Below are 19,538 nucleotides of genomic sequence, written 5' to 3'. Positions count from 1 at the left end.
CCACATCCTCGAAACCGGCAATGACAGCTACCGCTTCAAGGCCAGCTCCGAAACAGCCAAGAAAAAGCGAAAGGAGACACCACCATTGACGCCATCATAATACGCAGATCATAACGACTGGGTGGGTCAGATCTCGATGAAAATGCCGGGTCAGTTCTCAGTGACAATCAACAGCCCGAGATTGCCGATTCCCGGGACATTGGACCAGTTGCCGGTGTCTGTCGCGGGGTCGTTGGTGCCTGTGTAACGCTCCAGCCGCCAGCCTTGGCCATTTCTGAAAAACGTGTCGTTGGTATTGGTGTTCTGGAACCAGACAAGCCTGTAGATGTCGTCCGGTCCACCCAGCGCGGTGACACCGTTCATGACCATACCGAAATTCGGATTGCCGGGGTTGATACCAGGCGGGTTCGTCGGCTGTCCAGCGACCGAAGCGATCTGGTCGCCCGTCAGCAGGATCGGTGTCGTATAGGTCATGGTTATTGCGTCCCATATCCGTCGGCAAGAGTCACGCGGATTAACCTGCCCCGTCCAGCCCAAGGCGGGTGGCCGCGTGTCGCGACGTAACGTCCATGATAAATCATCGGCTTCACAAAGAAAATAATCTCGCTACGCTCATTGAAACGCTTTTGGGAGGAAGCACTTTGGGGAATGACCGTCCGTGGACGGCCTTTTACGGCCCGTCCGTTCCAAGCTCGATCGACGACATGCCATACCGGAGCCTTGGCGATTTCATCACCTCGACCGCTGCTGTCTATGGCGACTTGCCCGCCTTTACGACTGTTTTGCCCAACGGCATGAATGGCACGCTGACGTTCCGGCAGGCCGATGAAATGTCTGATGCGCTTGCCGTCTATCTGCGCGACGTTGCAGGGTTGCAGGCAGGCGACCGTGTGGCGGTGCAGGTGCCCAATTGCCTGTCCTATCCGGTCGCGGCGATGGCGGTGTTCAAGGCGGGCTGCGTGCTGGTCAACGTCAACCCGCTTTACACCGCCGAGGAAATGGCCAAGCAGTTCATCGACGCCGAACCCGCCGCCGTTATCGTGGTGGACATGTTCGCCGACAAACTGGCCGAGGCGGTCAAGACCTATCCGATCAAGACCGTCATCGTCACGCGCGTCGCCGAATACCTGCCGCGCCTGCCCAAGATGATCGTGGGGCTGGTGCAGAAACACTGGGACAAATCCGTGCTGCCGATCAGCATCCCCCATATCCGCCTGCCCGATGCGATCGCGGCGGGGCGCGCGAAACACGACAGCCTGCACAACGCAATCGAGGCTTACCGCAGCGCAATCAGCCCCGATGACGTGGCCTGCCTGCAATATACCGGCGGCACGACGGGGGTGTCCAAGGGCGCGATGCTGTCACACGCCAATATCCTGATGAACATGGTGCAGACCATGTCGTTGATCACCAATCTGGACAAGGGCAAGGAAGTGGCGCTGACCGCGCTGCCGCTTTATCACATCTTTGCCTTTACGGTGAATTTCCTCGGGTTTTATTCCATCGGCGCGCGCAACATCCTGATCCCGAACCCGCGCCCTTTGTCGAACCTCAAGCGTGCCTTCGAGAATTACAAGATCACATGGATCAGCGGGGTGAACACGCTCTTCAACGGGCTCAACAACGAGGTCTGGTTTCTCGACACGCCACCCAAGCACCTGAAATTCGCCTCGGCCGGCGGGATGGCCTTGCAGAAATCCGTGGCCGAACGCTGGGAACAGGTGACAGGCAAACCCGTGCTCGAAGGCTACGGGCTAACCGAATCCTCGCCTGTGCTGACCTTCAACCCGTTCAGGCAGGTCCGGCACGGCAGTATCGGCGTGCCGATCCCTTCCACGGATCTGCGCTGCGTCGATGAAGACGGGGCCGACGTGCCGCAGGGCGAACCCGGCGAGCTTATCGCCAAGGGGCCGCAGATCATGCTCGGCTATTGGCGAAAACCCGAAGAGACGGCCAAGACAGTCCAGAACGGCTGGCTTTTGACCGGAGATATCGGGATCATGGATGCGGATGGCTATTTCCGCATCGTGGACCGCAAGAAGGACATGATCCTTGTGTCGGGCTTCAACGTCTATCCCAACGAGATCGAGGATATCATCGCCGCCCACCCCGATGTGGTCGAGGTCGCCGTGATCGGCGTACCGGACGGTGCGGCGGGCGAGGCGGTGAAGGCCTATGTCGTCAGTCGCAACGAGGGCCTGAGCAAGGACGACCTGCGCGCCTACTGCAAGGACCACCTGACTGGCTACAAGGTGCCCAAATTCGTGGAATTCCGTGACGAATTGCCGAAATCCAACGTCGGAAAAATACTGCGCAAGGATCTGCGCGCGCAGGAAAAGGCGCAGGCGGCGTGATGCGGGTGTTTTTGAAAGGGATCGTGTAACATGGTCGGCCCACTCGAACAGGCCGTTCTGGCGCTGATGATTTTCGTGATCATGCTGGGGATGGGTGCGTCTTTGACCCCGCGTGATTTTGCGCTTGCGCTCAAGCGGCCTTATGGTCTCGGCGTCGGGGTAATCTCGCAATTTGGGTTCATGCCGCTGATCGGTTTCGTGCTGGCCACGACCCTGCCGGTGTCGGACCCGATCAAGATCGGCATCCTGATCATGGCCTGTATGCCGGGCGGGACCACGTCGAATATCTTCGCCTATTTCTCGAAGGGGAATCTGGCGCTCTCGGTGCTGATGACCGTGACATCGACGGTCTTCGGGGTGATCCTGATCCCCATCGTGCTGGTTGTTTATGCCGGTGCGCTGGATCTTGATATCCCGCGCGAGAATATCATCGTGACGCTGATCCTGCTGCTGGTACCCGTCGCCATCGGGATGGTCTTGCGCAAGTTCAGCGCAAATGTGGGGGCCGTGACCGAGTTTTTCGGCTCGCTTCTTGCGCTTGTGTTTATCCTGTTCCTGATCGTGTCGTGGATTCCGCGCAACTGGGAATTCCTGCTTGCGACCACCTGGGGCACCTATTTTGCGTCGATCATGCTGGGCGTGTTCGGGTTTGCCATCGGCTACGGTTTTGCCAAGCTGCTGAAACTGCATCCACGCAACGCCCGGACTGTGGCGCTGGAGACGGGGATTCAGAACGGCCCGTTGGCCATCGCGATCATCGCCTTCACCTTTGCCGGGACCGAGGCGCAGGCGATCATGGCTGTTCCCGCGCTTTATTCACTGTTCATCGTGATGACGTCGGCGGCGCTGACGCTCTGGTTCCGGCGGATCAACACGGCGGCCGAACAGCCGCTGCCCAACGGGTTGTTGTGAGGGCGGCGTCAAAAAAGGTTTGATGCCTCCGGCGGGGATACTTGGACTCGAAACATGAAGACGCGGGCGGACCCGGTCTTCGGCCTTCGACGAGATCACATCATGTTCTGGTGAAGTGGTGGAGCCAAGGGGAATCGAACCCCTGACCTCTTGCATGCCATGCAAGCGCTCTCCCATCTGAGCTATGGCCCCCTGTGCAACCGGCGTTGCGTGCCGCTGTTTAGGCAGCAGACCGGGCGAGATCAAGTGCAAATCGCGCCCGGGGATCAGCTTTTAATCGTCGTCGGGTTTGGCTGCGACATCGCCCAGATCGTCGAAGGACACAGTGTCTTCGTCGTCGTCATCTTCGAGCACGTCATCGCCCAGATCGACATCGTCTTCCTCTTCGTCGTCGAGGATCAGATCGTCTTCGTCATCGACGTCGCGCGCTTTCTTGGATTGCAGATCCTCGGCATCCGCCACCATGGTGCGGGTCTTGGATGTGTCGATCGCCACCTCTTTGCCCGTGTAGGGGCTGATGATCGGTGTCGCGTTCAGGTCGTAAAAGCGTTTGCCGGTTTCGGGGCAAAGGCGCTTTGTGCCCCATTCTTCCTTAGGCATAGGCTATCCCTTCAAAAACTTGGTCGCCCCTTGCGGGGGATCGCTGCCAACTGCCATAAGCATTGACAGGTGTCAAAGGCTTTGGCGCGGGCGATTACAGAAAGCTGGATATGGGCCGTCACACGTTGCATGGCAACCCCCCGATTGACGTGACACTGCGCAAATCGGCACAGGCGCGGCGGCTGTCGTTGCGGGTGTCGCGCCTGGATGGGCGGGTGACGCTGACGATGCCGTCCGGCCTGCCGGATCGTGAAGGGATCGCCTTTCTGCGCGACAAGGAAACCTGGCTGCGCGGGCATCTGGACCGGATCGGTCCGGCAGAAGCGGTCGGCATCGGATCGGTCGTGCCGGTGCAGGGCAGGGGGCTGCCGGTGGTGGCGGGCGCGCGGGTCCGGTTTCTGGATGACCGGATCGAAGTGCCGCCGCACCGCCCCGCAGCGGCGCCAATCCGTGCGCGGCTGCGTGCGATTGCGCGTGATGCGCTGGCCGAGGCATCGGACCGGCATGCCGCAGTGCTGGGGGTCAGTTACACCACGCTGGCGATCCGGGACACACGGTCGCGCTGGGGGTCCTGTTCCAGCAAAGGCGTGCTGATGTATTCATGGCGGCTGATCATGGCGCCGCCTGCCGTGCTGGATTATGTGGCCGCGCACGAGGTCGCCCATTTGCAAGAGATGAACCATGCGCCCGCATTCTGGGCCGTGGTGGCGCGGCTTTGCCCTGATCATGCCCGGCACCGGCAATGGCTGCGCGATCATGGCGAAAGCCTGCACCGCCTGCGTTTCGACGATTGACGCGGCAGATTTTTGTGATCACATATTCCCATGCTGATCCAGCCCCGTCCGGTCGATTCAAACACCTCTGCGCATGAACGGGTTTACCGCGCCTTGCGCACGCAGATCATGCATGGCGAACTGGCGCCCGGTGCGGCACTGACCCTGCGCGGCATCGGCAAGACCTACGGCGTGTCCATGACCCCCGCGCGCGAAGCAGTGCGCAGGCTGGTCGCGGAAGGGGCCTTGTTCCTGTCGTCATCCGGGCGTGTGTCCACACCCGCCCTGTCCAACGAACGGATCGAGGAGCTGGCGACCCTGCGCGCCATGCTGGAACCGGAACTGGCCTCGCGCGCCCTGCCGCGCGCGCATTTCGCGTTGATCGAGAGGTTGGAGACGATCAACCAAGGCGTCAGCCAGATGGTCGCGCGGCATGACGCGACGGGCTATATCCGCATGAACCTTGAATTTCACCGGATGCTGTACCTGCGCGCGCAGGCCCCTGCGATGCTGGCGATGACCGAAACGGTCTGGTTGCAACTGGGCCCGACCATGCGGGCGCTTTACGGGCGGCTGAACCGCAAGGAACCGCCCTATCATCACAAGCTGATCCTTGGGGCGTTGAAGGCCGGTGATGAACCGGGCCTGCGTCTGGCGATCCGCACGGATGTGACGCAGGGCTTGCGGATGCTCAAAGGCTAGGTGCCGCGCGCGTTCATATCCGCGATGGCCAGATCCAGCACGCGGCGGAAATCCTCGCCCGGCATCCCGAGGCCATGGGCAAGGTTTGTGGCGAATTCATATTCTGCCGGAAAGATGCGGCCGCTTGCGATCGCGATCGACAGAACGCCGCGCATCATCACGTCCTTTTCGTGATCGCGCAGGCCCTTGCCAAAGGCGATGTAATCCTGGGGTTGCAGGGTCATGTCGATGTGGTCGACCAAGCGCATGATCTCGGAGGCGGCAAAGCTGCGTCTGGTCAGGCGCTGAATCGTATCGCCGATCAGCGCCACTTCGGCCGAGGCGACGATCCCGTCGCATTTGCCCACATGGCACATCGCTGACAGGATACGTGTCGCTGCCTTCTTGCGCATCGGGGCAGTCGGATCGAAGCCCAGCAGCGATTTGACACGCCGGATCATGACCGCCACCAGCGCCAGACCGATTGCAGCCCAAAGCCCGTAATTGCGCAGGCTGCGTTGGAGGTCGTTGGCGTCAAGCGGCGGAATGTCGTCAGCGACCAGCCCAAGGGATTGCGCGGTCGCCATTTGTTCGGCCGTGAACAATCTGTCCGGCACCGTCGTGCAGCCATCCGATGATAGCGCATAGCCCGTGATCCGGCGGGACAGTGTGACACCCAGCACCCGAAAATCATAGGTCGTATGGCACAGCGACAACGGCGTTTCGGCAGGGCCGGGAATACGGGTTTCGGCCACATATTCCAGCCCATCGAAATAGCCGGAATCGCCGATAAATGCTTGCGCAGGGGCTGTCAGGCCAACCCATATCAATACCGCAAGACAGATCTTCTGCATCGTTGACCCGCGTTTCATCACAATAAATGAAGACAGACTTAACGAAACGATTGTGGCGCGGATGTGGTGGATTGGGTCCACGAAAGCGGCATTTGCGCCGCGCAGGCTGCGGCGATGATGGTTAAATCATCGCCGCAGCGCAACAATCAGGCGTGGATCGCGCCGTCGCCGCAGGCAAGTGCCGCTTCGCGCACGGCCTCGGAATAGGTCGGATGGGCGTGGCAGGTGCGGGCCAGATCCTCGGCCGCGGCACCGAATTCCATCGCGACGCAGATTTCGTGGATCAGGTCACCCGCCATCGGGCCGATGATATGCGCCCCGAGGATGCGGTCGGTTTCCTTGTCGGCAAGGATCTTGACGAAGCCTTCGGCGGCATGGTTCGCCTTGGCCCGCGCATTGCCCATGAAGGGGAATTTGCCGACCTTGTAGGCGCGCCCCGCCGCTTTCAGCGATTCTTCGGTTTCGCCGACATTGGCGACCTCGGGGTGGGTGTAGATCACGCCGGGGATCACGCCGTAATTCACATGGCCATGCTGGCCTGCAAGGATTTCGGCGACAGCCATGCCTTCGTCTTCGGCCTTGTGGGCCAACATCGGGCCGGTGATCGTGTCACCGATGGCGTAGATGCCCGCGACATTGGTCGCAAAGCTGCCGTTCGTCTTGATCTGGCCACGCTCGGTCAGCTCCACACCCAAATCGGCCAGCCCCAGACCGTCGGTGTATGGCTTGCGGCCCGTTGCCACCAGCACGGTGTCGGCGGTCATTTCATGTTCGCTGTCGTCCTTGCGCAGCTTGAACGTCACGGTCGCCTTGCCGCCTTTGACGCTGACGCCCTGCACGGCGGCGCCAAGGGTGAATTTCAGCCCCTGTTTGGTCAGCACCTTCTGGAACTGGCGCGCGACTTCGGCATCCATGCCGGGCGTGATCGCATCGAGATATTCGATCACGTTCACCTCCGCGCCAAGGCGGGCAAAGACCGACCCGAGTTCCAGCCCGATGACACCGGCACCGATCACGACCATCGTCTTGGGGATCTTGCCAAGCTCCAGCGCGCCGGTCGATGTGACGACGATCTTTTCGTCCACCTCGATACCCGGCAGGCTGGCCGCCTGCGACCCGGTCGCGATCACGACATGCTTGGCGTCATGCACGTCGTCGCCGACCTTGACCTTGCCCGCTTCGGGGATGGTGGCCCAGCCCTTGATCCAGTCGACCTTGTTTTTCTTGAACAGGAATTCGATGCCGCCGGTGTTCTGGGCGATGGTTTCGTCCTTGTAGGTCAGCATCTGTTTCCAGTCGACCGTGGGTGCCTTGGCCTTCAGCCCCATGCCCGCGAAATTGTGTTCCGCCTCGTGCAGCATATGCGTGGCGTGCAGCAGCGCCTTGGACGGGATGCAGCCGACGTTCAGGCAGGTGCCGCCCAAGGTGGCGCGCCCTTCGACGCAGGCGACCTTGAGGCCCAGTTGTGCCGCGCGGATCGCGCCGACATAGCCGCCGGGGCCGGACCCGATAAAGATGACATCATAGCTGGACATGGAAACTCCTTCAGATTTAGATAAGGGCCGAGACGATCATCAGCATGGTGGCCAGAAAGCCGACCAGCCAGATCACCGAACGCCAGGGCGTCAGGCCGAAATAATATGCAGGCACATAAAGGACCCGCGCGCCAAGGTAGACCCAGGCGCAGACCGCAGACAGACCCGTCGCCTTGTCGCCCAGCGTAACGACGACAACGGCCAGTGTGAACAGGATCAAACCTTCAAAATGGTTATTCAGCGCCCGGAACAGACGGCCCGTCTTGGGGCTGACCTGTTCGATCAGGGGCTTGCCAAGGCGGCCGGGGTCACGCGGCCCGGCCGTCTTGCCGGGCCCAAGCTCGAGATTGGCAGGCACCGACATCAGGACGAATTGCACCCCTTGCAGCAGGCCGGCGAGCGCGAGGACGGTCAGTTCGGGGGTCATTGAGCCATTCCCTGTGTTGCTGCAAATGCTTTACCGATAAGCAAGGAAATGACTTCTCCCGTAGCCTTGTCACCCGCGCTTGAAACAAGGCGTTTTAGAGTGTTACCGATGGTGTCCTCTTTGTCGGAAAGATTCAAGTTTAATACTGCTAACGACTTAGAAGACAAAACGTAATCCAGCTTATAACCGCTGGTTGGATCTGGCCTGATGTAGTCCTCATCAACCATCCATAGCAGCATTTGCTTAGTATACAGCTTCCTCAATTCTTCGTTCTCCGACGCTTCAGTGACCGTAAGAACGCGGTGCCGCCGGTTGTACTTGAGCGCTAAGACTCCGTCCTTGGCGAGACTTTCAAATTCAGGCCAGATATCAAGGTATGTGATATGATACGCTGCCGGGAATGAGGCCTGAAGTTGCTTCAATACAACTCCAAAGAAGACTTTGGCGGTATCGACATTTGTCATTTTACCATTCCCGACAGCCGCCAGCTCACAAATCCATCAACAGCCGGCGCGGATCTTCCAGCGCTTCTTTCACACGCACAAGGAAGGTCACGGCTCCTTTGCCGTCCACGATCCGGTGGTCATAGGACAGCGCCAGATACATCATCGGCCGGATCACCACCTGACCGTTGATCGCCATCGGGCGGTCCTGGATCTTGTGCATGCCAAGGATACCCGACTGCGGGGGGTTCAGGATGGGCGAGGACATCAGCGAGCCGTAAACCCCACCGTTGGAGATGGTGAAGGTGCCGCCCTGCATTTCGGCCATCGACAGTTTGCCGTCGCGGGCCTTGGCGCCCATTTCGGCGATTGCCTTTTCGATGGCGGCGAATGACATCTGGTCGGCGTCGCGGATCACCGGCACCACAAGACCCGTGGGCGTGCCTGCGGCGATTCCCATGTGGACGTAGTTCTTGTAGACCACATCATTGCCGTCGATTTCGGCGTTCACTTCGGGGACTTCGTTCAGGGCGTGGATACAGGCCTTGGTGAAGAAGGACATGAAGCCCAGTTTCACGCCGTGTTTCTTAAAGAACAGGTCCTTGTAGGCGTCGCGCAGCGCCATCACCTCGGTCATGTCGACCTCGTTATAGGTGGTCAGCATCGCGGCGGTGTTCTGGCTGTCTTTCAGCCGCTTGGCGATGGTCTGGCGCAGACGGGTCATCTTGACGCGCTCTTCGCGGGCCTCGTCGCTGGCGGCCACAGGCGCGCGGGGGGCCGAGGCAGAGGCGGGGGCGTCGGATTTCGCGGTCAGCGCTTTCAGCACGTCCTCTTTCATCACGCGGCCGTCCTTGCCGCTGCCTTTGACATCCGAAAGACCGTTGTCAGCCATCAGTTTCTTGGCGGATGGCGCGTCTTCGGGATCGCGCAGCTTGGTATCCTCGGGGCCAGCATCGGTCTGGGTGGCGGCAGCTTCCGGCGCGGGTGCGACTTTCGGAGCCTCTTTCGCAGGGGCTGCGGCTGCGGCACCTTCAGCGATCTGCGCCAGCAGCGCATCGACGCCGACGGTTTCACCTTCGGCGGCGACGATTTCGGACAGGGTGCCGGCGACGGGGCTTGGCACCTCGACCGTGACCTTGTCGGTTTCCAGTTCGCACAGCATTTCGTCGACGGCAACGGCATCGCCGGGTTTCTTGAACCATGTGGCGACGGTGGCCTCGGTCACGGATTCACCAAGCGTGGGGACGCGGACTTCGGTGCTCATTATTTTGTTCCTTTGATGGTCAGCGCATCGTCAACCAGCGCTTCTTGTTCTGCTTTGTGCTTGCTCGCGAGACCGGTTGCAGGGCTCGCGGCGGCGGCGCGACCGGCATAGACGGGGCGGGTATGTTTTGCCTTGATGCGGGTCAGCACCCATTCAAGGTTGGGTTCCATAAAGGTCCATGCCCCCTGATTTTTGGGTTCTTCCTGACACCAGACCATTTCCGCGTTCTGGAACCGTTGCAGTTCCTTCATCGCGGACTGGGCGGGGAAGGGATAGAATTGTTCGAACCGCAGGATATAGACGTCGTCGATCCCGCGCGCATCGCGTTCTTCCAGCAGGTCGTAATAGACCTTGCCCGAACACATCACCACGCGCTTGATCTTGTCATCCGCAGCCAGCTTGGTTTCGGAATTGCCGTATTGTGCATCGTCCCACAGAACGCGGTGGAAACTGGATCCTGTCGTGAATTCCTCTTTCTTGGACACGGCCAGTTTGTGCCGCAGCAAGGATTTCGGCGTCATCAGGATCAGCGGCTTGCGATAGGTGCGGTGCAGCTGGCGGCGCAGCAGGTGGAAATAATTGGCCGGCGTCGTGCAATTGGCCACGATCCAGTTGTCGCCGCCGCACATGGTCAGGAACCGTTCCAGACGCGCGCTGGAATGTTCCGGCCCTTGCCCTTCATAGCCATGCGGCAGCAGACAGACGAGGCCCGACATGCGCAACCACTTGCTTTCACCGGAACTGATGAACTGGTCGAACATGATCTGCGCGCCGTTGGCGAAATCGCCGAATTGGGCTTCCCAGATGGTCAGGGCGTTGGGTTCGGCGAGCGAATAGCCGTATTCAAAGCCGAGGACCGCATATTCGGACAGCATCGAATCGATGACCTCATAGCGTGCCTGTCCTTCGCGGATGTTGTTCAGCGGGTAATAGCGGTCTTCGTTTTCCTGATTGATAAAGGCGGAATGCCGCTGGCTGAACGTGCCGCGCGTGCTGTCCTGACCGGACAGACGGACGGGGAACCCTTCGAGCAGGAGCGACCCAAACGCCAGCGCCTCGCCAGTGGCCCAGTCGATGCCGCTGCCGCTGTCGAACATCTGCGCCTTGGCGTCGCGCAGGCGGTCGATGGTCTTGTGCGTCGGGAAATTGTCCGGCACGGTCGTCAGCGCCTTGCCGACGGCGGCAAAAGTGTCGTCGGAAATGGCGGTCTTGCCGCGCTGGTATTTCTTCTCCTTCATCCGGTCGAGATGCGACCAGCGCCCGTCCAGCCAGTCGGCCTTGTTGGGTTTATAGTTTTTGCCGGCCTCGAATTCCTCGTTCAGATGGGCCTGAAACGCGGCTTTCATATCCTCGATCTCGCCTTCGGGGATCAGGCCGTCCTTGACCAGCCGTTCGGTATAAAGCGTCAGCGTAGTCTTTTGTTTCTTGATCTTTGTGTACATCACCGGGTTCGTGAACATCGGCTCGTCGCCTTCGTTGTGACCAAAGCGGCGGTAGCAGATGATGTCCAGAACCACATCCTTGTGGAACTTCTGGCGGAATTCGGTCGCCACACGGGCAGCGTGCACCACAGCCTCTGGATCATCCCCGTTGACGTGGAAAATCGGGGCTTCGACCATCAGCGCGATATCGGTGGGATAAGGGCTGGAGCGGCTGAAATGCGGGGCGGTGGTGAAACCGATCTGATTGTTGACGACGATATGCATCGTCCCACCTGTGCGGTGCCCGCGCAGGCCGGACAGGCCGAACCCTTCGGCGACAACGCCTTGGCCCGCGAATGCCGCATCGCCGTGCAGCAGGATCGCCATGACCTTGGTCTTGGCCGTGTCGTTCTTCTGGTCCTGCTTGGCGCGGACCTTGCCGAGCACGACGGGGTTCACTGCCTCGAGGTGGCTGGGGTTGGCTGTCAGCGACAGGTGGACGGTGTTGTCATCGAAACTGCGGTCGTTCGAGGCACCAAGGTGATATTTCACATCGCCAGACCCGTCGACTTCTTCAGGCTTGAACGACCCGCCCTGAAATTCGTTGAAGATCGCGCGGTAAGGTTTCTGCATCACGTTCGCCAGCACCGACAAACGTCCACGGTGCGGCATGCCGATGACGATATCCTCAAGGCCCAACTGCCCGCCGCGCTTGATGATCTGTTCCATCGCAGGGATCAGGCTTTCGCCACCATCAAGGCCGAAACGCTTGGTCCCCATATATTTGACATGCAGGAATTTTTCGAACCCTTCGGCCTGCACAAGGCTGTTCAGGATCGCCTTGCGCCCCGTTTGGGTAAACGAGATTTCCTTGCCGTAACCTTCGATGCGTTCCTTCAGCCAACCCGCTTCTTCGGGGTTGGAGATGTGCATGTATTGCAGCGCGAAGGTGCCGCAATAGGTGCGCTGCACGATGGCCATGATCTCGGCCATCGTCGCGACTTCCAGCCCAAGCACGTTGTCGATGAAAATCGGACGGTCCATGTCCTTGGCGGTAAAGCCGTAATTCGCAGGGTCGAGTTCGGGGTGCGGCACGGTTTCGCGCATGCCCAGCGGGTCAAGATCGGCGATCAGATGGCCACGAATGCGGTAGGCGCGGATGATCATCAGCGCGCGGATGCTGTCGAGCACCGCATTGCGGACCTGATTGGCGTCTAGGCTCACGCCTTTTTCGGCCGCCTTCGCCTTTATCTTTTCGGCGGCAGCGGCAGGTTCCGCAGGCCACTGGCCATCCAATGCGGCGGTCAGGTCGTCATTGGGCACCGGCGGCCAGTCGCGGCGCGCCCAGCTTGGCCCTGCGGCCTCGGCCTGCGCATCGGCGGGCGCATCACCAAGGCTGCGGAAAAATGCCTGCCAGCTTTCATCGACCGCCCCCGGATTGTCCGCGTAGCGCGCGTAAAGCTGTTCGACATAACCCGCGTTATGCCCCTGCAAAAAGCTGGAAGCGTGGAACAGGTCGTTGGGAGAGTGGTCGTTCATGACAGGGGACCTTTGTTGAATGTCGTCCGGCGGGGGCTGGCCCCCGCCGTAAAGTGGGCGTCGGGCGAACCCCGATTTACCCGATCGCTTTCAGCACGGCCTCGCCCAGCGTGGCGGGGCTGTCGGCCACGATGATCCCTGCGGATTTCATCGCCTCGATCTTGCTTTCGGCGTCGCCTTTGCCGCCAGCAACGATCGCACCGGCATGGCCCATGCGGCGGCCCGGAGGGGCGGTGCGGCCTGCGATGAAACCGGCTGTCGGTTTCCAACGGCCTTTCTTGCGCTCGTCGGCAAGGAACTGCGCGGCGTCTTCTTCGGCGGACCCGCCGATTTCGCCGATCATGATGATCGAATGTGTTTCTTCATCGGCCAGGAACATCTCGAGGATGTCGATATGTTCGGACCCTTTGATCGGATCGCCGCCGATACCGACAGCCGTCGATTGGCCAAGGCCGGAGTCGGACGTTTGCTTCACGGCCTCATAGGTCAGTGTGCCCGACCGCGACACAACCCCGACCGACCCGCGCCGGTGGATGTGGCCCGGCATGATGCCGATCTTGCAGGCGTCGGGCGTGATGACACCGGGGCAGTTCGGCCCGATCAGGCGGGATTTCGACCCTTCCAGCGCGCGCTTGACCTTCATCATGTCCAGCACGGGAATGCCTTCGGTGATGCAGATGATCAGCTCCATCTCGGCGTCGATCGCCTCGAGGATCGAGTCGGCGGCGAATGGCGGCGGCACATAAATCACGCTCGCATTGGCTTCGGTCACGTGTTTGGCTTCGTGGACCGAGTTGAAGACGGGCAGGTCCAGATGGGTGCTGCCGCCTTTGCCGGGGGTGACACCGCCGACCATCTTGGTGCCATAGGCAATCGCCTGTTCGGTGTGGAACGTGCCCTGAGAGCCGGTCAGGCCCTGACAGATCACGCGGGTGTTTTCGTTGACGAGAATGGCCATGTTGGTGGCTCCTTTGCAAGTCGGCTATTTTTCGACATCGTCGAAATAGATAGGCGTTTCGTTGTTTATCTTACTTTAGGCATGTACTTTCACATTCTAAAGTATGCGGACCTAACCGTAGTCACGCCGTTTGTAGAGTCGCGCCTACTTGAGTAAGCAACAAATTCAACACCGGATTTGACTGCGCGCTCGGTGTTTCTCCCATGCATGTCAATTCTCTCTTCCATCTCGTAACCGCGAGACATAAAGGCGCTTTGGAATGCTTCGTTTGCCAGTCGGGCAGTTTCAGCGTCTCCCCGAATTGTGAAACCACAATAGTTTGAACCGCGCCCTGCAAGGCGGATGGTTCCGTATTGAAAGTCTCGATCATAACCGAAAGCCTCTCTACCAGTGTAGCCAGTTAGTGACGACGCAGCTCCGTCCCAGTCGCTTTGAAGCAAACTGTCGCAAGCTAGCCCGGCTCTTGAAGCCGCAGACACAAGTTCAGCTTGCGAAAAGGTGGAAGAAACCTGACCGCTGCTCCCGGTCTGAATCGGAGTGGAACAAGCCGCTGACGTGCAAATGAATACGAAGGACAGTGTCCTAACGACAGCCTCCATCACCCCTTCACCGCCTTTACGATCTTCTGCGCGCCGTCTTTCAGGTCGTCGGCGGCGATCACATCAAGGCCGGAATTGCGGATGATTTCCTTGCCTTTCTCGACGTTTGTGCCTTCCAGACGGACGACCAGCGGCACTTTCAGCCCGACTTCCTTCACCGCGGCGATCACGCCTTCGGCGATGACGTCGCAGCGCATGATGCCGCCGAAGATGTTGACGAGGATGCCTTTGACGTTGGGGTCGGACGTGATGATCTTGAACGCCTCGGTCACCTTTTCCTTGGTCGCACCGCCGCCCACGTCGAGGAAGTTGGCGGGTTCGGCCCCGTAAAGCTTGATGATGTCCATCGTCGCCATGGCAAGGCCCGCACCGTTCACCATGCAGCCGATTTCACCGTCGAGCGCGATATAGTTCAGGTCGTATTTGCTGGCGGCGAGTTCCTTGGAATCTTCCTCGGTCTCGTCGCGCAGGCTGGCGATGTCGGAATGGCGATACATTGCGTTGCCGTCGAACGACACCTTGGCATCCAGCACCTTCAGGTCGCCCTTGTCGGTCACGATCAGCGGGTTGATTTCCAGCATCTCCATGTCTTTTTCGGTGAAGGCCTTATACAGTTGGCCCATCAGCGTGACGCATTGTTTGATCTGGTTGCCGGTCAGCCCCAGCGTGAACGCGACGCGGCGGCCGTGGAACGCCTGATAGCCTGTGGCGGGGTCGACGCTGAACGACAGGATCTTTTCAGGGGTCGCTGCGGCGACTTCCTCGATGTCCATGCCGCCTTCGGTCGAGACGACGAAACTGATCCGGCTTGTCTGGCGGTCCACCAGCAGGGCGAGGTACATTTCGGTCTCGATGCCGGAGCCATCCTCGATATATATGCGGTTGACCTGCTTGCCTGCGGGGCCGGTCTGATGCGTGACCAGCGTACGGCCCAGCATCTTTTTCGCTTCCTGAGCGGCCTCTTCCACGGACCGGCACAGGCGCACGCCGCCTTTGTCACCGGCATCGGCTTCCTTGAATTTGCCTTTGCCACGGCCACCTGCGTGGATCTGGGCCTTGACCACCCACAGCGGACCGTCAAGCTCGCCCGCGGCGGTTTTCGCGTCTTCGGCGCGGATCACGGGGCGGCCGTCGGATACGGGCGCGCCGTAGCTGCGCAGCAGGGCTTTGGCCTGATATTCGTGGATATTCATGGGGCATGTCCAATTTGACTTCGGTTGCCACACCCTAAATCACATAAAAAATCGCTTTTCTAACTGAAAAGCGGGGACAGTCCGGATAATCCGACATTTGTGATCACTTGTTTGAAAAGTGTGATCACAAAATCTGCGCCCACGTCGTTTCCGCAGATTTTGGACAATTTCGAAAGATTCGCGCCACCCGACCGGCGCAACAAAATGGGGCCGCCATTGGCGACCCCCGTTCATCATTGGCAGCACTTGTTAAGCAAGCGTCGCGTCGATGCCCTTGCACGCCTCGACCAAGCCTTTGACAGCATTGACCGATTTGTCGAACATCGCCTGTTCGTCCTTGTTCATCTTGATCTCGACGACACGTTCGATGCCACCAGCCCCGATGATCGTCGGCACGCCGACATAGAACCCGTTCAGCCCGTAGGCCCCGTCAACATGAGCAGCACAGGGCAGCACGCGTTTCTGGTCTTTTAGGAACGCCTCGGCCATCTCAATCGCGGATGTCGCGGGCGCATAGAAGGCCGATCCGGTTTTCAGCAGGCCGACGATTTCCGCGCCACCGTCACGGGTGCGCTGCACGATCGCGTCCAGCTTGTCCTGCGTGGTCCAGCCCAGCTCGACCAGATCGGGCAGGGGGATGCCCGCAACGGTGGAATAGCGCGTCAGCGGCACCATGGTGTCGCCATGGCCGCCCAGAACGAAGGCGGTGACATCGCGCATCGACACGTTGAATTCCTCGGCAAGGAAATGGCGGAAGCGCGCCGAGTCCAGCACGCCGGCCATGCCGCAGACCATGTGGTGCGGCAGGCCCGAGAATTCGCGCAGCGCCCAGACCATCGCGTCCAGCGGGTTGGTGATGCAGATCACGAAGGCGTTCGGCGCGTGTGCGGCAATGCCTTCGCCCACAGATTTCATGACCTTGAGGTTGATCCCCAACAGATCGTCGCGCGACATGCCCGGCTTGCGCGGCACCCCGGCGGTCACGATGCAGACGTCGGCGCCTGCGATATCGGCGTAATCGTTGGTGCCCTTGAAGCTGCCGTCGAATTTCGCGGCAGGGCCGGATTCGGCGATATCAAGCGCCTTGCCTTGCGGGATGCCTTCGGAAATGTCGAACAGCACGACATCGCCGAGTTCTTTGACAGCCGCGAGGTGCGCGAGCGTGCCGCCGATCTGTCCGGCGCCGATAAGGGCGATCTTGGGTCTGGCCATGGGAATGGATCCTTTGGTGGTTTGGATTTGGCGCATTGGGTAAGCCTTTGCAGCCGCTCTGGCAAGTGTGCTGCATTGCGGCATCACAAGCGGGGTCATGGTCACGGTCCGGCAAAGCCGCTAATCAGATCAAACAACAGGCATTTGGGGCCGTCGCGTGATCGCATTCGATTGGGTTTTCTTCGCGGTGGGTGTCCCCGCGATCATCTTTGGTGGCATATCCAAGGGCGGTTTCGGCTCTGGTGCGGCCTTTGTCGCGGGGGCGATTCTGGCGCTCGTGGTGCCGCCGGGGCTGGCGCTGGGGATCATCCTGCCTTTGTTCATGCTGGTCGATGCCGCGACCTTGCGGCCCTATTGGGGGCAATGGCACTGGCCCTCGGCCAAGGGGATCATGCAGGGGGCTGTGCCGGGCTGCATCATCGGTGCTGTGCTTTACGCGCTGGTCGATGCCGATGTGTTCCTCCTGCTGATCGGGGTGATCTGTCTGGCTTTCGTCGCGTTCCAACTGGCACGGTCGCTGGGCTGGCTGACCGTCCGGCACATGCCGTTTTCGCGGCCTTTCGCCTGGGCGGCGGGTCTTGTCGGCGGGTTCACCAGTTTTGTCAGTCACGCAGGCGGCCCGCCCACGGCGATTTTCCTGTTGTCGCAAGGGCTGAGCAAGACCGCGTTTCAGGCGACGACAGTTGTGTCGTTCTGGGCGATCAACTGGATGAAGGTCGTCCCTTACGCCTATTTGGGCATTTTCTCGCTTGAGACGCTGAAGGCCAGCGTGGTGCTGGCCCCCTTCGCGCTGATCGGCGCATGGATCGGGATCAGGGCGCACCGGCTGGTGCCGGAACGCGCATTCTTTGCGCTGACCTATGTGCTGCTGGTGGCGACGGGCCTGCGGCTGATCTGGGTGGCGCTGGCCTGATCAGCTGTGACGCCCGAGGCTGAACAGAATATCCTGCCAGTCAAACGCCGCGCCCGAGGCGACAAGGCAGGTCAAGCCATCCGGCAGGGTGATCGCGATGGTCCAGCTGCCGGTATCGGTGGCGGCAAACACCTCGGTCATCGCACCGTCGGGGCCGGGTGCCATGAACTGCCGCCGTTCGCCATAGACCTGCGCAAGACGCTGCGCGACGACGGCATTGTCCGCACAGGTCAAGGCCTGCGCCTGCGTTGCCCCGACAAAGGCCGAGAGGCAACCGAAACAGACGTAATACAAGTACCGCAAAATGATGCCCGCCTTCTGCCGGATGACCTGTCCGTGCAGGTCTCACGCTCTGACATAGAGGAAAGGGGTTAACATCCGGTAACCGGCCCCTGTGCTGCATCGCGGCAAGATCGGGGTTGAATCATCGGCACGGTTCTGGCCATGTTCGCGCAATAATCTTGCGAGGAGGATTCGATGCACACCCGCCCCACACGGTCCGCGCTCTATATTCCGGGGTCAAAGGACCGCGCCTTGGAAAAGGCACGCAGCCTGCCCGTCGACGTGATCCTCTTCGATCTGGAGGATGCGGTCGCCCCTGACGCCAAGATCGCCGCGCGCGACACGCTGTTTGCGGCACTCGCCAGTGGCTACGGCCCCCGCCAGCGGATCGTGCGGATCAACGCGCTTGATACAGAGTGGGGCCGCGCCGATGCTGCTGCGGTCGCCGCGATGGACTGTGATGCGATCCTGTTGCCCAAGGTGAACAGCACGGCGGACGTCGATGCGCTTGCTGCGCTGGTCCCGGACGTGCCGTTCTGGGCGATGATGGAAACCCCGCTAGGTGTGCTGAACGCCGCGAGCATTGCCGCCCATCCACGGATCGCAGGGTTCGTCATGGGCACCAATGATCTGGCCAAGGATATGGGGTCGCGCGGGCGGCCTGCCTTGATGACGGCCTTGCAGATGTGCCTGCTCGCGGCCAAGGCGGCGGGGATTGTCGCGCTCGATGGTGTCTATAACGCGTTTCAGGATGAAGACGGGTTGCGCGCCGAATGTGCCGAGGGGCGTGACATGGGCTTTGACGGCAAGACGCTGATCCATCCCGCGCAGATCGCCATCGCCAATGCGGCCTTCGGCCCGACCGAGGATGAAATCGCGCTGGCCCACCGCCAGATCGCGGCCTTTACCGAAGCCGAGGCGAACGGGCAGGGCGTCGCCGTCGTCGATGGCAAAATCGTCGAGAACTTGCATATCGTCACGGCAAAGGCGACCTTGGCCAAAGCAGAAGCCATCGCCGCATTGGAGAGCGCATGACATTGTTGATTCTGGGCCTGATCCTGTGGTCGGGCGCGCATTTCTGGAAACGTCTTGCCCCGGCCAGCCGCGCCAGCATGGGCGACAAGGGCAAGGGAATCGTTGCTGTGGGTGCGATCCTTGGCGTTGTGCTGATGGTGATCGGATACCGGATGGCCGATGGTGCGGTCTATTGGGGGCGCTCGCCCGCCATGACGGGCATCAACAACCTGCTGATGCTGTTCGCCTTCTATCTTTATGCCGCAAGCGGGGCCAAAACGCGGATCACCCGGACGATCCGGCATCCGCAACTGACAGCCGTCAAGGTCTGGGCGCTGGCGCATTTGCTGGTCAACGGCGACGTGCCGTCTTTTGTGCTGTTCGGTGGCCTGCTGGCCTGGGCGGTGGTCGAGGTGATCCTGATCAACCGCGCCAACCGCGACTGGACGCCGCCACCTGTGGTTCCCGTGAAAAAGGAAATCACCGCCGTTGTCGCGGCCATCGTCGTCTATGGTGTCGTCGCGGCGATCCATGCATGGCTTGGCTACAACCCGTTTGGATGAA

General features: G+C 60.5%; 19 protein-coding genes, 1 tRNA gene and 1 pseudogene. 8 read left to right on the top strand and 13 right to left on the bottom strand.

What is annotated here, in order from left to right; genetic code table 11:
• Positions 1–100 (top strand): annotated as a pseudogene (locus tag H147_RS21340) (ATP-binding protein); the annotation flags it as partial.
• A 50-nt stretch (positions 101–150) separates the two neighbouring features.
• Here the strand turns inward: H147_RS21340 and H147_RS0107045 are convergent.
• Positions 151–474, bottom strand: a complete 324-nt coding sequence (locus tag H147_RS0107045; protein ID WP_019954650.1) for a hypothetical protein — start codon at positions 472–474, stop codon at positions 151–153.
• A gap of 230 nt (positions 475–704) precedes the next feature.
• Between H147_RS0107045 and H147_RS0107040 the strand changes: the two genes are divergently transcribed.
• On the top strand, positions 705–2,354 hold the full coding sequence (locus H147_RS0107040) for a long-chain-fatty-acid--CoA ligase (protein WP_019954649.1): 1,650 nt from the start codon (positions 705–707) through the stop codon (positions 2,352–2,354).
• Between the two features lie 30 nt (positions 2,355–2,384).
• A complete protein-coding gene (locus tag H147_RS0107035) occupies positions 2,385–3,266 on the top strand; it encodes a bile acid:sodium symporter family protein (protein ID WP_019954648.1) in 882 nt (293 codons plus the stop codon).
• Between the two features lie 116 nt (positions 3,267–3,382).
• Here H147_RS0107035 and H147_RS0107030 read toward each other — a convergent pair.
• Both H147_RS0107030 and H147_RS0107025 read right to left on the bottom strand, forming a co-directional pair.
• A tRNA-Ala gene (locus H147_RS0107030) sits at positions 3,383–3,458 on the bottom strand.
• Positions 3,459–3,539: 81 nt separating this feature from the next.
• Positions 3,540–3,866, bottom strand: coding sequence for a TIGR02300 family protein (locus tag H147_RS0107025; protein WP_019954647.1), 327 nt, complete (start codon positions 3,864–3,866; stop codon positions 3,540–3,542).
• A 62-nt stretch (positions 3,867–3,928) separates the two neighbouring features.
• On the opposite strand from H147_RS0107025, the gene H147_RS0107020 reads away from it, so the two are divergent.
• Together H147_RS0107020 and H147_RS0107015 are read left to right on the top strand one after the other, a co-directional pair.
• Positions 3,929–4,660 (top strand): M48 family metallopeptidase, encoded by a 732-nt coding sequence (locus H147_RS0107020; protein WP_019954646.1) that lies wholly within the window; start codon positions 3,929–3,931, stop codon positions 4,658–4,660.
• Between the two features lie 30 nt (positions 4,661–4,690).
• The gene (locus H147_RS0107015; protein ID WP_019954645.1) at positions 4,691–5,341 is read left to right on the top strand and encodes a GntR family transcriptional regulator; all 651 of its coding nucleotides are present in this window, start codon (positions 4,691–4,693) and stop codon (positions 5,339–5,341) included.
• Here the strand turns inward: H147_RS0107015 and H147_RS0107010 are convergent.
• The 9 genes from H147_RS0107010 to mdh all read right to left on the bottom strand — a co-directional run bounded on the left by H147_RS0107010 (position 5,338) and on the right by mdh (position 16,765).
• Positions 5,338–6,174, bottom strand: coding sequence for a TerB family tellurite resistance protein (locus tag H147_RS0107010; RefSeq protein ID WP_110570929.1), 837 nt, complete (start codon positions 6,172–6,174; stop codon positions 5,338–5,340). The two genes, H147_RS0107015 and H147_RS0107010, sit on opposite strands and share 4 nt — an antisense overlap.
• 146 nt (positions 6,175–6,320) lie before the next feature.
• Positions 6,321–7,709 (bottom strand): dihydrolipoyl dehydrogenase, encoded by a 1,389-nt coding sequence (gene lpdA / locus H147_RS0107005; protein WP_019954643.1) that lies wholly within the window; start codon positions 7,707–7,709, stop codon positions 6,321–6,323.
• Between the two features lie 16 nt (positions 7,710–7,725).
• Positions 7,726–8,136: an MAPEG family protein gene (locus tag H147_RS0107000; protein ID WP_019954642.1), complete on the bottom strand. Its 411-nt coding sequence runs from the start codon at positions 8,134–8,136 to the stop codon at positions 7,726–7,728.
• Positions 8,133–8,600 (bottom strand): hypothetical protein, encoded by a 468-nt coding sequence (locus H147_RS0106995; protein ID WP_019954641.1) that lies wholly within the window; start codon positions 8,598–8,600, stop codon positions 8,133–8,135. The genes H147_RS0107000 and H147_RS0106995 overlap by 4 nt, the downstream gene beginning before the upstream one ends.
• Before the next feature lie 25 nt (positions 8,601–8,625).
• Complete coding sequence (odhB, locus tag H147_RS0106990; RefSeq protein WP_019954640.1) at positions 8,626–9,843, bottom strand: 2-oxoglutarate dehydrogenase complex dihydrolipoyllysine-residue succinyltransferase; 1,218 nt, start codon at positions 9,841–9,843, stop codon at positions 8,626–8,628.
• Entirely contained in the window at positions 9,843–12,803 is a 2,961-nt protein-coding gene (locus H147_RS0106985) for a 2-oxoglutarate dehydrogenase E1 component (protein ID WP_019954639.1), read from the bottom strand. Before H147_RS0106985 ends, odhB begins: the two co-directional genes overlap by 1 nt.
• Before the next feature lie 76 nt (positions 12,804–12,879).
• Positions 12,880–13,761, bottom strand: a complete 882-nt coding sequence (gene sucD, locus H147_RS0106980; protein ID WP_019954638.1) for a succinate--CoA ligase subunit alpha — start codon at positions 13,759–13,761, stop codon at positions 12,880–12,882.
• Positions 13,762–14,359: 598 nt separating this feature from the next.
• Positions 14,360–15,553 carry an ADP-forming succinate--CoA ligase subunit beta gene (sucC, locus tag H147_RS0106975; protein WP_019954637.1) on the bottom strand — a complete coding sequence of 398 codons (1,194 nt, stop codon included), beginning with the start codon at positions 15,551–15,553 and terminating at the stop codon, positions 14,360–14,362.
• A 249-nt stretch (positions 15,554–15,802) separates the two neighbouring features.
• Positions 15,803–16,765, bottom strand: a complete 963-nt coding sequence (gene mdh, locus H147_RS0106965; RefSeq protein WP_026352329.1) for a malate dehydrogenase — start codon at positions 16,763–16,765, stop codon at positions 15,803–15,805.
• Positions 16,766–16,922: 157 nt separating this feature from the next.
• On the opposite strand from mdh, the gene H147_RS0106960 reads away from it, so the two are divergent.
• Complete coding sequence (locus tag H147_RS0106960; protein ID WP_019954634.1) at positions 16,923–17,678, top strand: sulfite exporter TauE/SafE family protein; 756 nt, start codon at positions 16,923–16,925, stop codon at positions 17,676–17,678.
• On the opposite strand, the gene H147_RS0106955 is transcribed toward H147_RS0106960, so the two are convergent.
• On the bottom strand, positions 17,679–17,981 hold the full coding sequence (locus H147_RS0106955) for a hypothetical protein (protein WP_245541117.1): 303 nt from the start codon (positions 17,979–17,981) through the stop codon (positions 17,679–17,681). It abuts the gene before it with no gap.
• Positions 17,982–18,155: 174 nt separating this feature from the next.
• Between H147_RS0106955 and H147_RS0106950 the strand changes: the two genes are divergently transcribed.
• Together H147_RS0106950 and H147_RS0106945 are read left to right on the top strand one after the other, a co-directional pair.
• Positions 18,156–18,995 (top strand): HpcH/HpaI aldolase/citrate lyase family protein, encoded by an 840-nt coding sequence (locus H147_RS0106950; protein WP_019954632.1) that lies wholly within the window; start codon positions 18,156–18,158, stop codon positions 18,993–18,995.
• Complete coding sequence (locus H147_RS0106945; protein WP_019954631.1) at positions 18,992–19,537, top strand: NnrU family protein; 546 nt, start codon at positions 18,992–18,994, stop codon at positions 19,535–19,537. Before H147_RS0106950 ends, H147_RS0106945 begins: the two co-directional genes overlap by 4 nt.
• Position 19,538: the final 1 nt, after the last annotated feature.

It is taken from the genome of Yoonia vestfoldensis DSM 16212 (assembly GCF_000382265.1).
Taxonomy (GTDB): domain Bacteria; phylum Pseudomonadota; class Alphaproteobacteria; order Rhodobacterales; family Rhodobacteraceae; genus Yoonia; species Yoonia vestfoldensis.
This window is presented reverse-complemented; position numbering and strand designations above follow the sequence as displayed.

Excerpts from the sequence above, each read along its gene's own strand:
- H147_RS0107035 (WP_019954648.1), top strand. The coding sequence starts at position 2,385 with ATGGTCGGCCCACTCGAACAGGCCGTTCTGGCGCTGATGATTTTCGTG.
- H147_RS0106985 (WP_019954639.1), bottom strand. The coding sequence starts at position 12,803 with ATGAACGACCACTCTCCCAACGACCTGTTCCACGCTTCCAGCTTTTTG.
- mdh (WP_026352329.1), bottom strand. The coding sequence starts at position 16,765 with ATGGCCAGACCCAAGATCGCCCTTATCGGCGCCGGACAGATCGGCGGC.
- H147_RS0107000 (WP_019954642.1), bottom strand. The coding sequence starts at position 8,136 with ATGACCCCCGAACTGACCGTCCTCGCGCTCGCCGGCCTGCTGCAAGGG.
- H147_RS0107015 (WP_019954645.1), top strand. The coding sequence starts at position 4,691 with ATGCTGATCCAGCCCCGTCCGGTCGATTCAAACACCTCTGCGCATGAA.
- sucC (WP_019954637.1), bottom strand. The coding sequence starts at position 15,553 with ATGAATATCCACGAATATCAGGCCAAAGCCCTGCTGCGCAGCTACGGC.
- H147_RS0106995 (WP_019954641.1), bottom strand. The coding sequence starts at position 8,600 with ATGACAAATGTCGATACCGCCAAAGTCTTCTTTGGAGTTGTATTGAAG.
- H147_RS0106950 (WP_019954632.1), top strand. The coding sequence starts at position 18,156 with ATGCACACCCGCCCCACACGGTCCGCGCTCTATATTCCGGGGTCAAAG.
- H147_RS0107040 (WP_019954649.1), top strand. The coding sequence starts at position 705 with ATGCCATACCGGAGCCTTGGCGATTTCATCACCTCGACCGCTGCTGTC.
- H147_RS0107045 (WP_019954650.1), bottom strand. The coding sequence starts at position 474 with ATGACCTATACGACACCGATCCTGCTGACGGGCGACCAGATCGCTTCG.
- lpdA (WP_019954643.1), bottom strand. The coding sequence starts at position 7,709 with ATGTCCAGCTATGATGTCATCTTTATCGGGTCCGGCCCCGGCGGCTAT.
- odhB (WP_019954640.1), bottom strand. The coding sequence starts at position 9,843 with ATGAGCACCGAAGTCCGCGTCCCCACGCTTGGTGAATCCGTGACCGAG.
- H147_RS0107025 (WP_019954647.1), bottom strand. The coding sequence starts at position 3,866 with ATGCCTAAGGAAGAATGGGGCACAAAGCGCCTTTGCCCCGAAACCGGC.
- sucD (WP_019954638.1), bottom strand. The coding sequence starts at position 13,761 with ATGGCCATTCTCGTCAACGAAAACACCCGCGTGATCTGTCAGGGCCTG.
- H147_RS0106945 (WP_019954631.1), top strand. The coding sequence starts at position 18,992 with ATGACATTGTTGATTCTGGGCCTGATCCTGTGGTCGGGCGCGCATTTC.
- H147_RS0107010 (WP_110570929.1), bottom strand. The coding sequence starts at position 6,174 with ATGCAGAAGATCTGTCTTGCGGTATTGATATGGGTTGGCCTGACAGCC.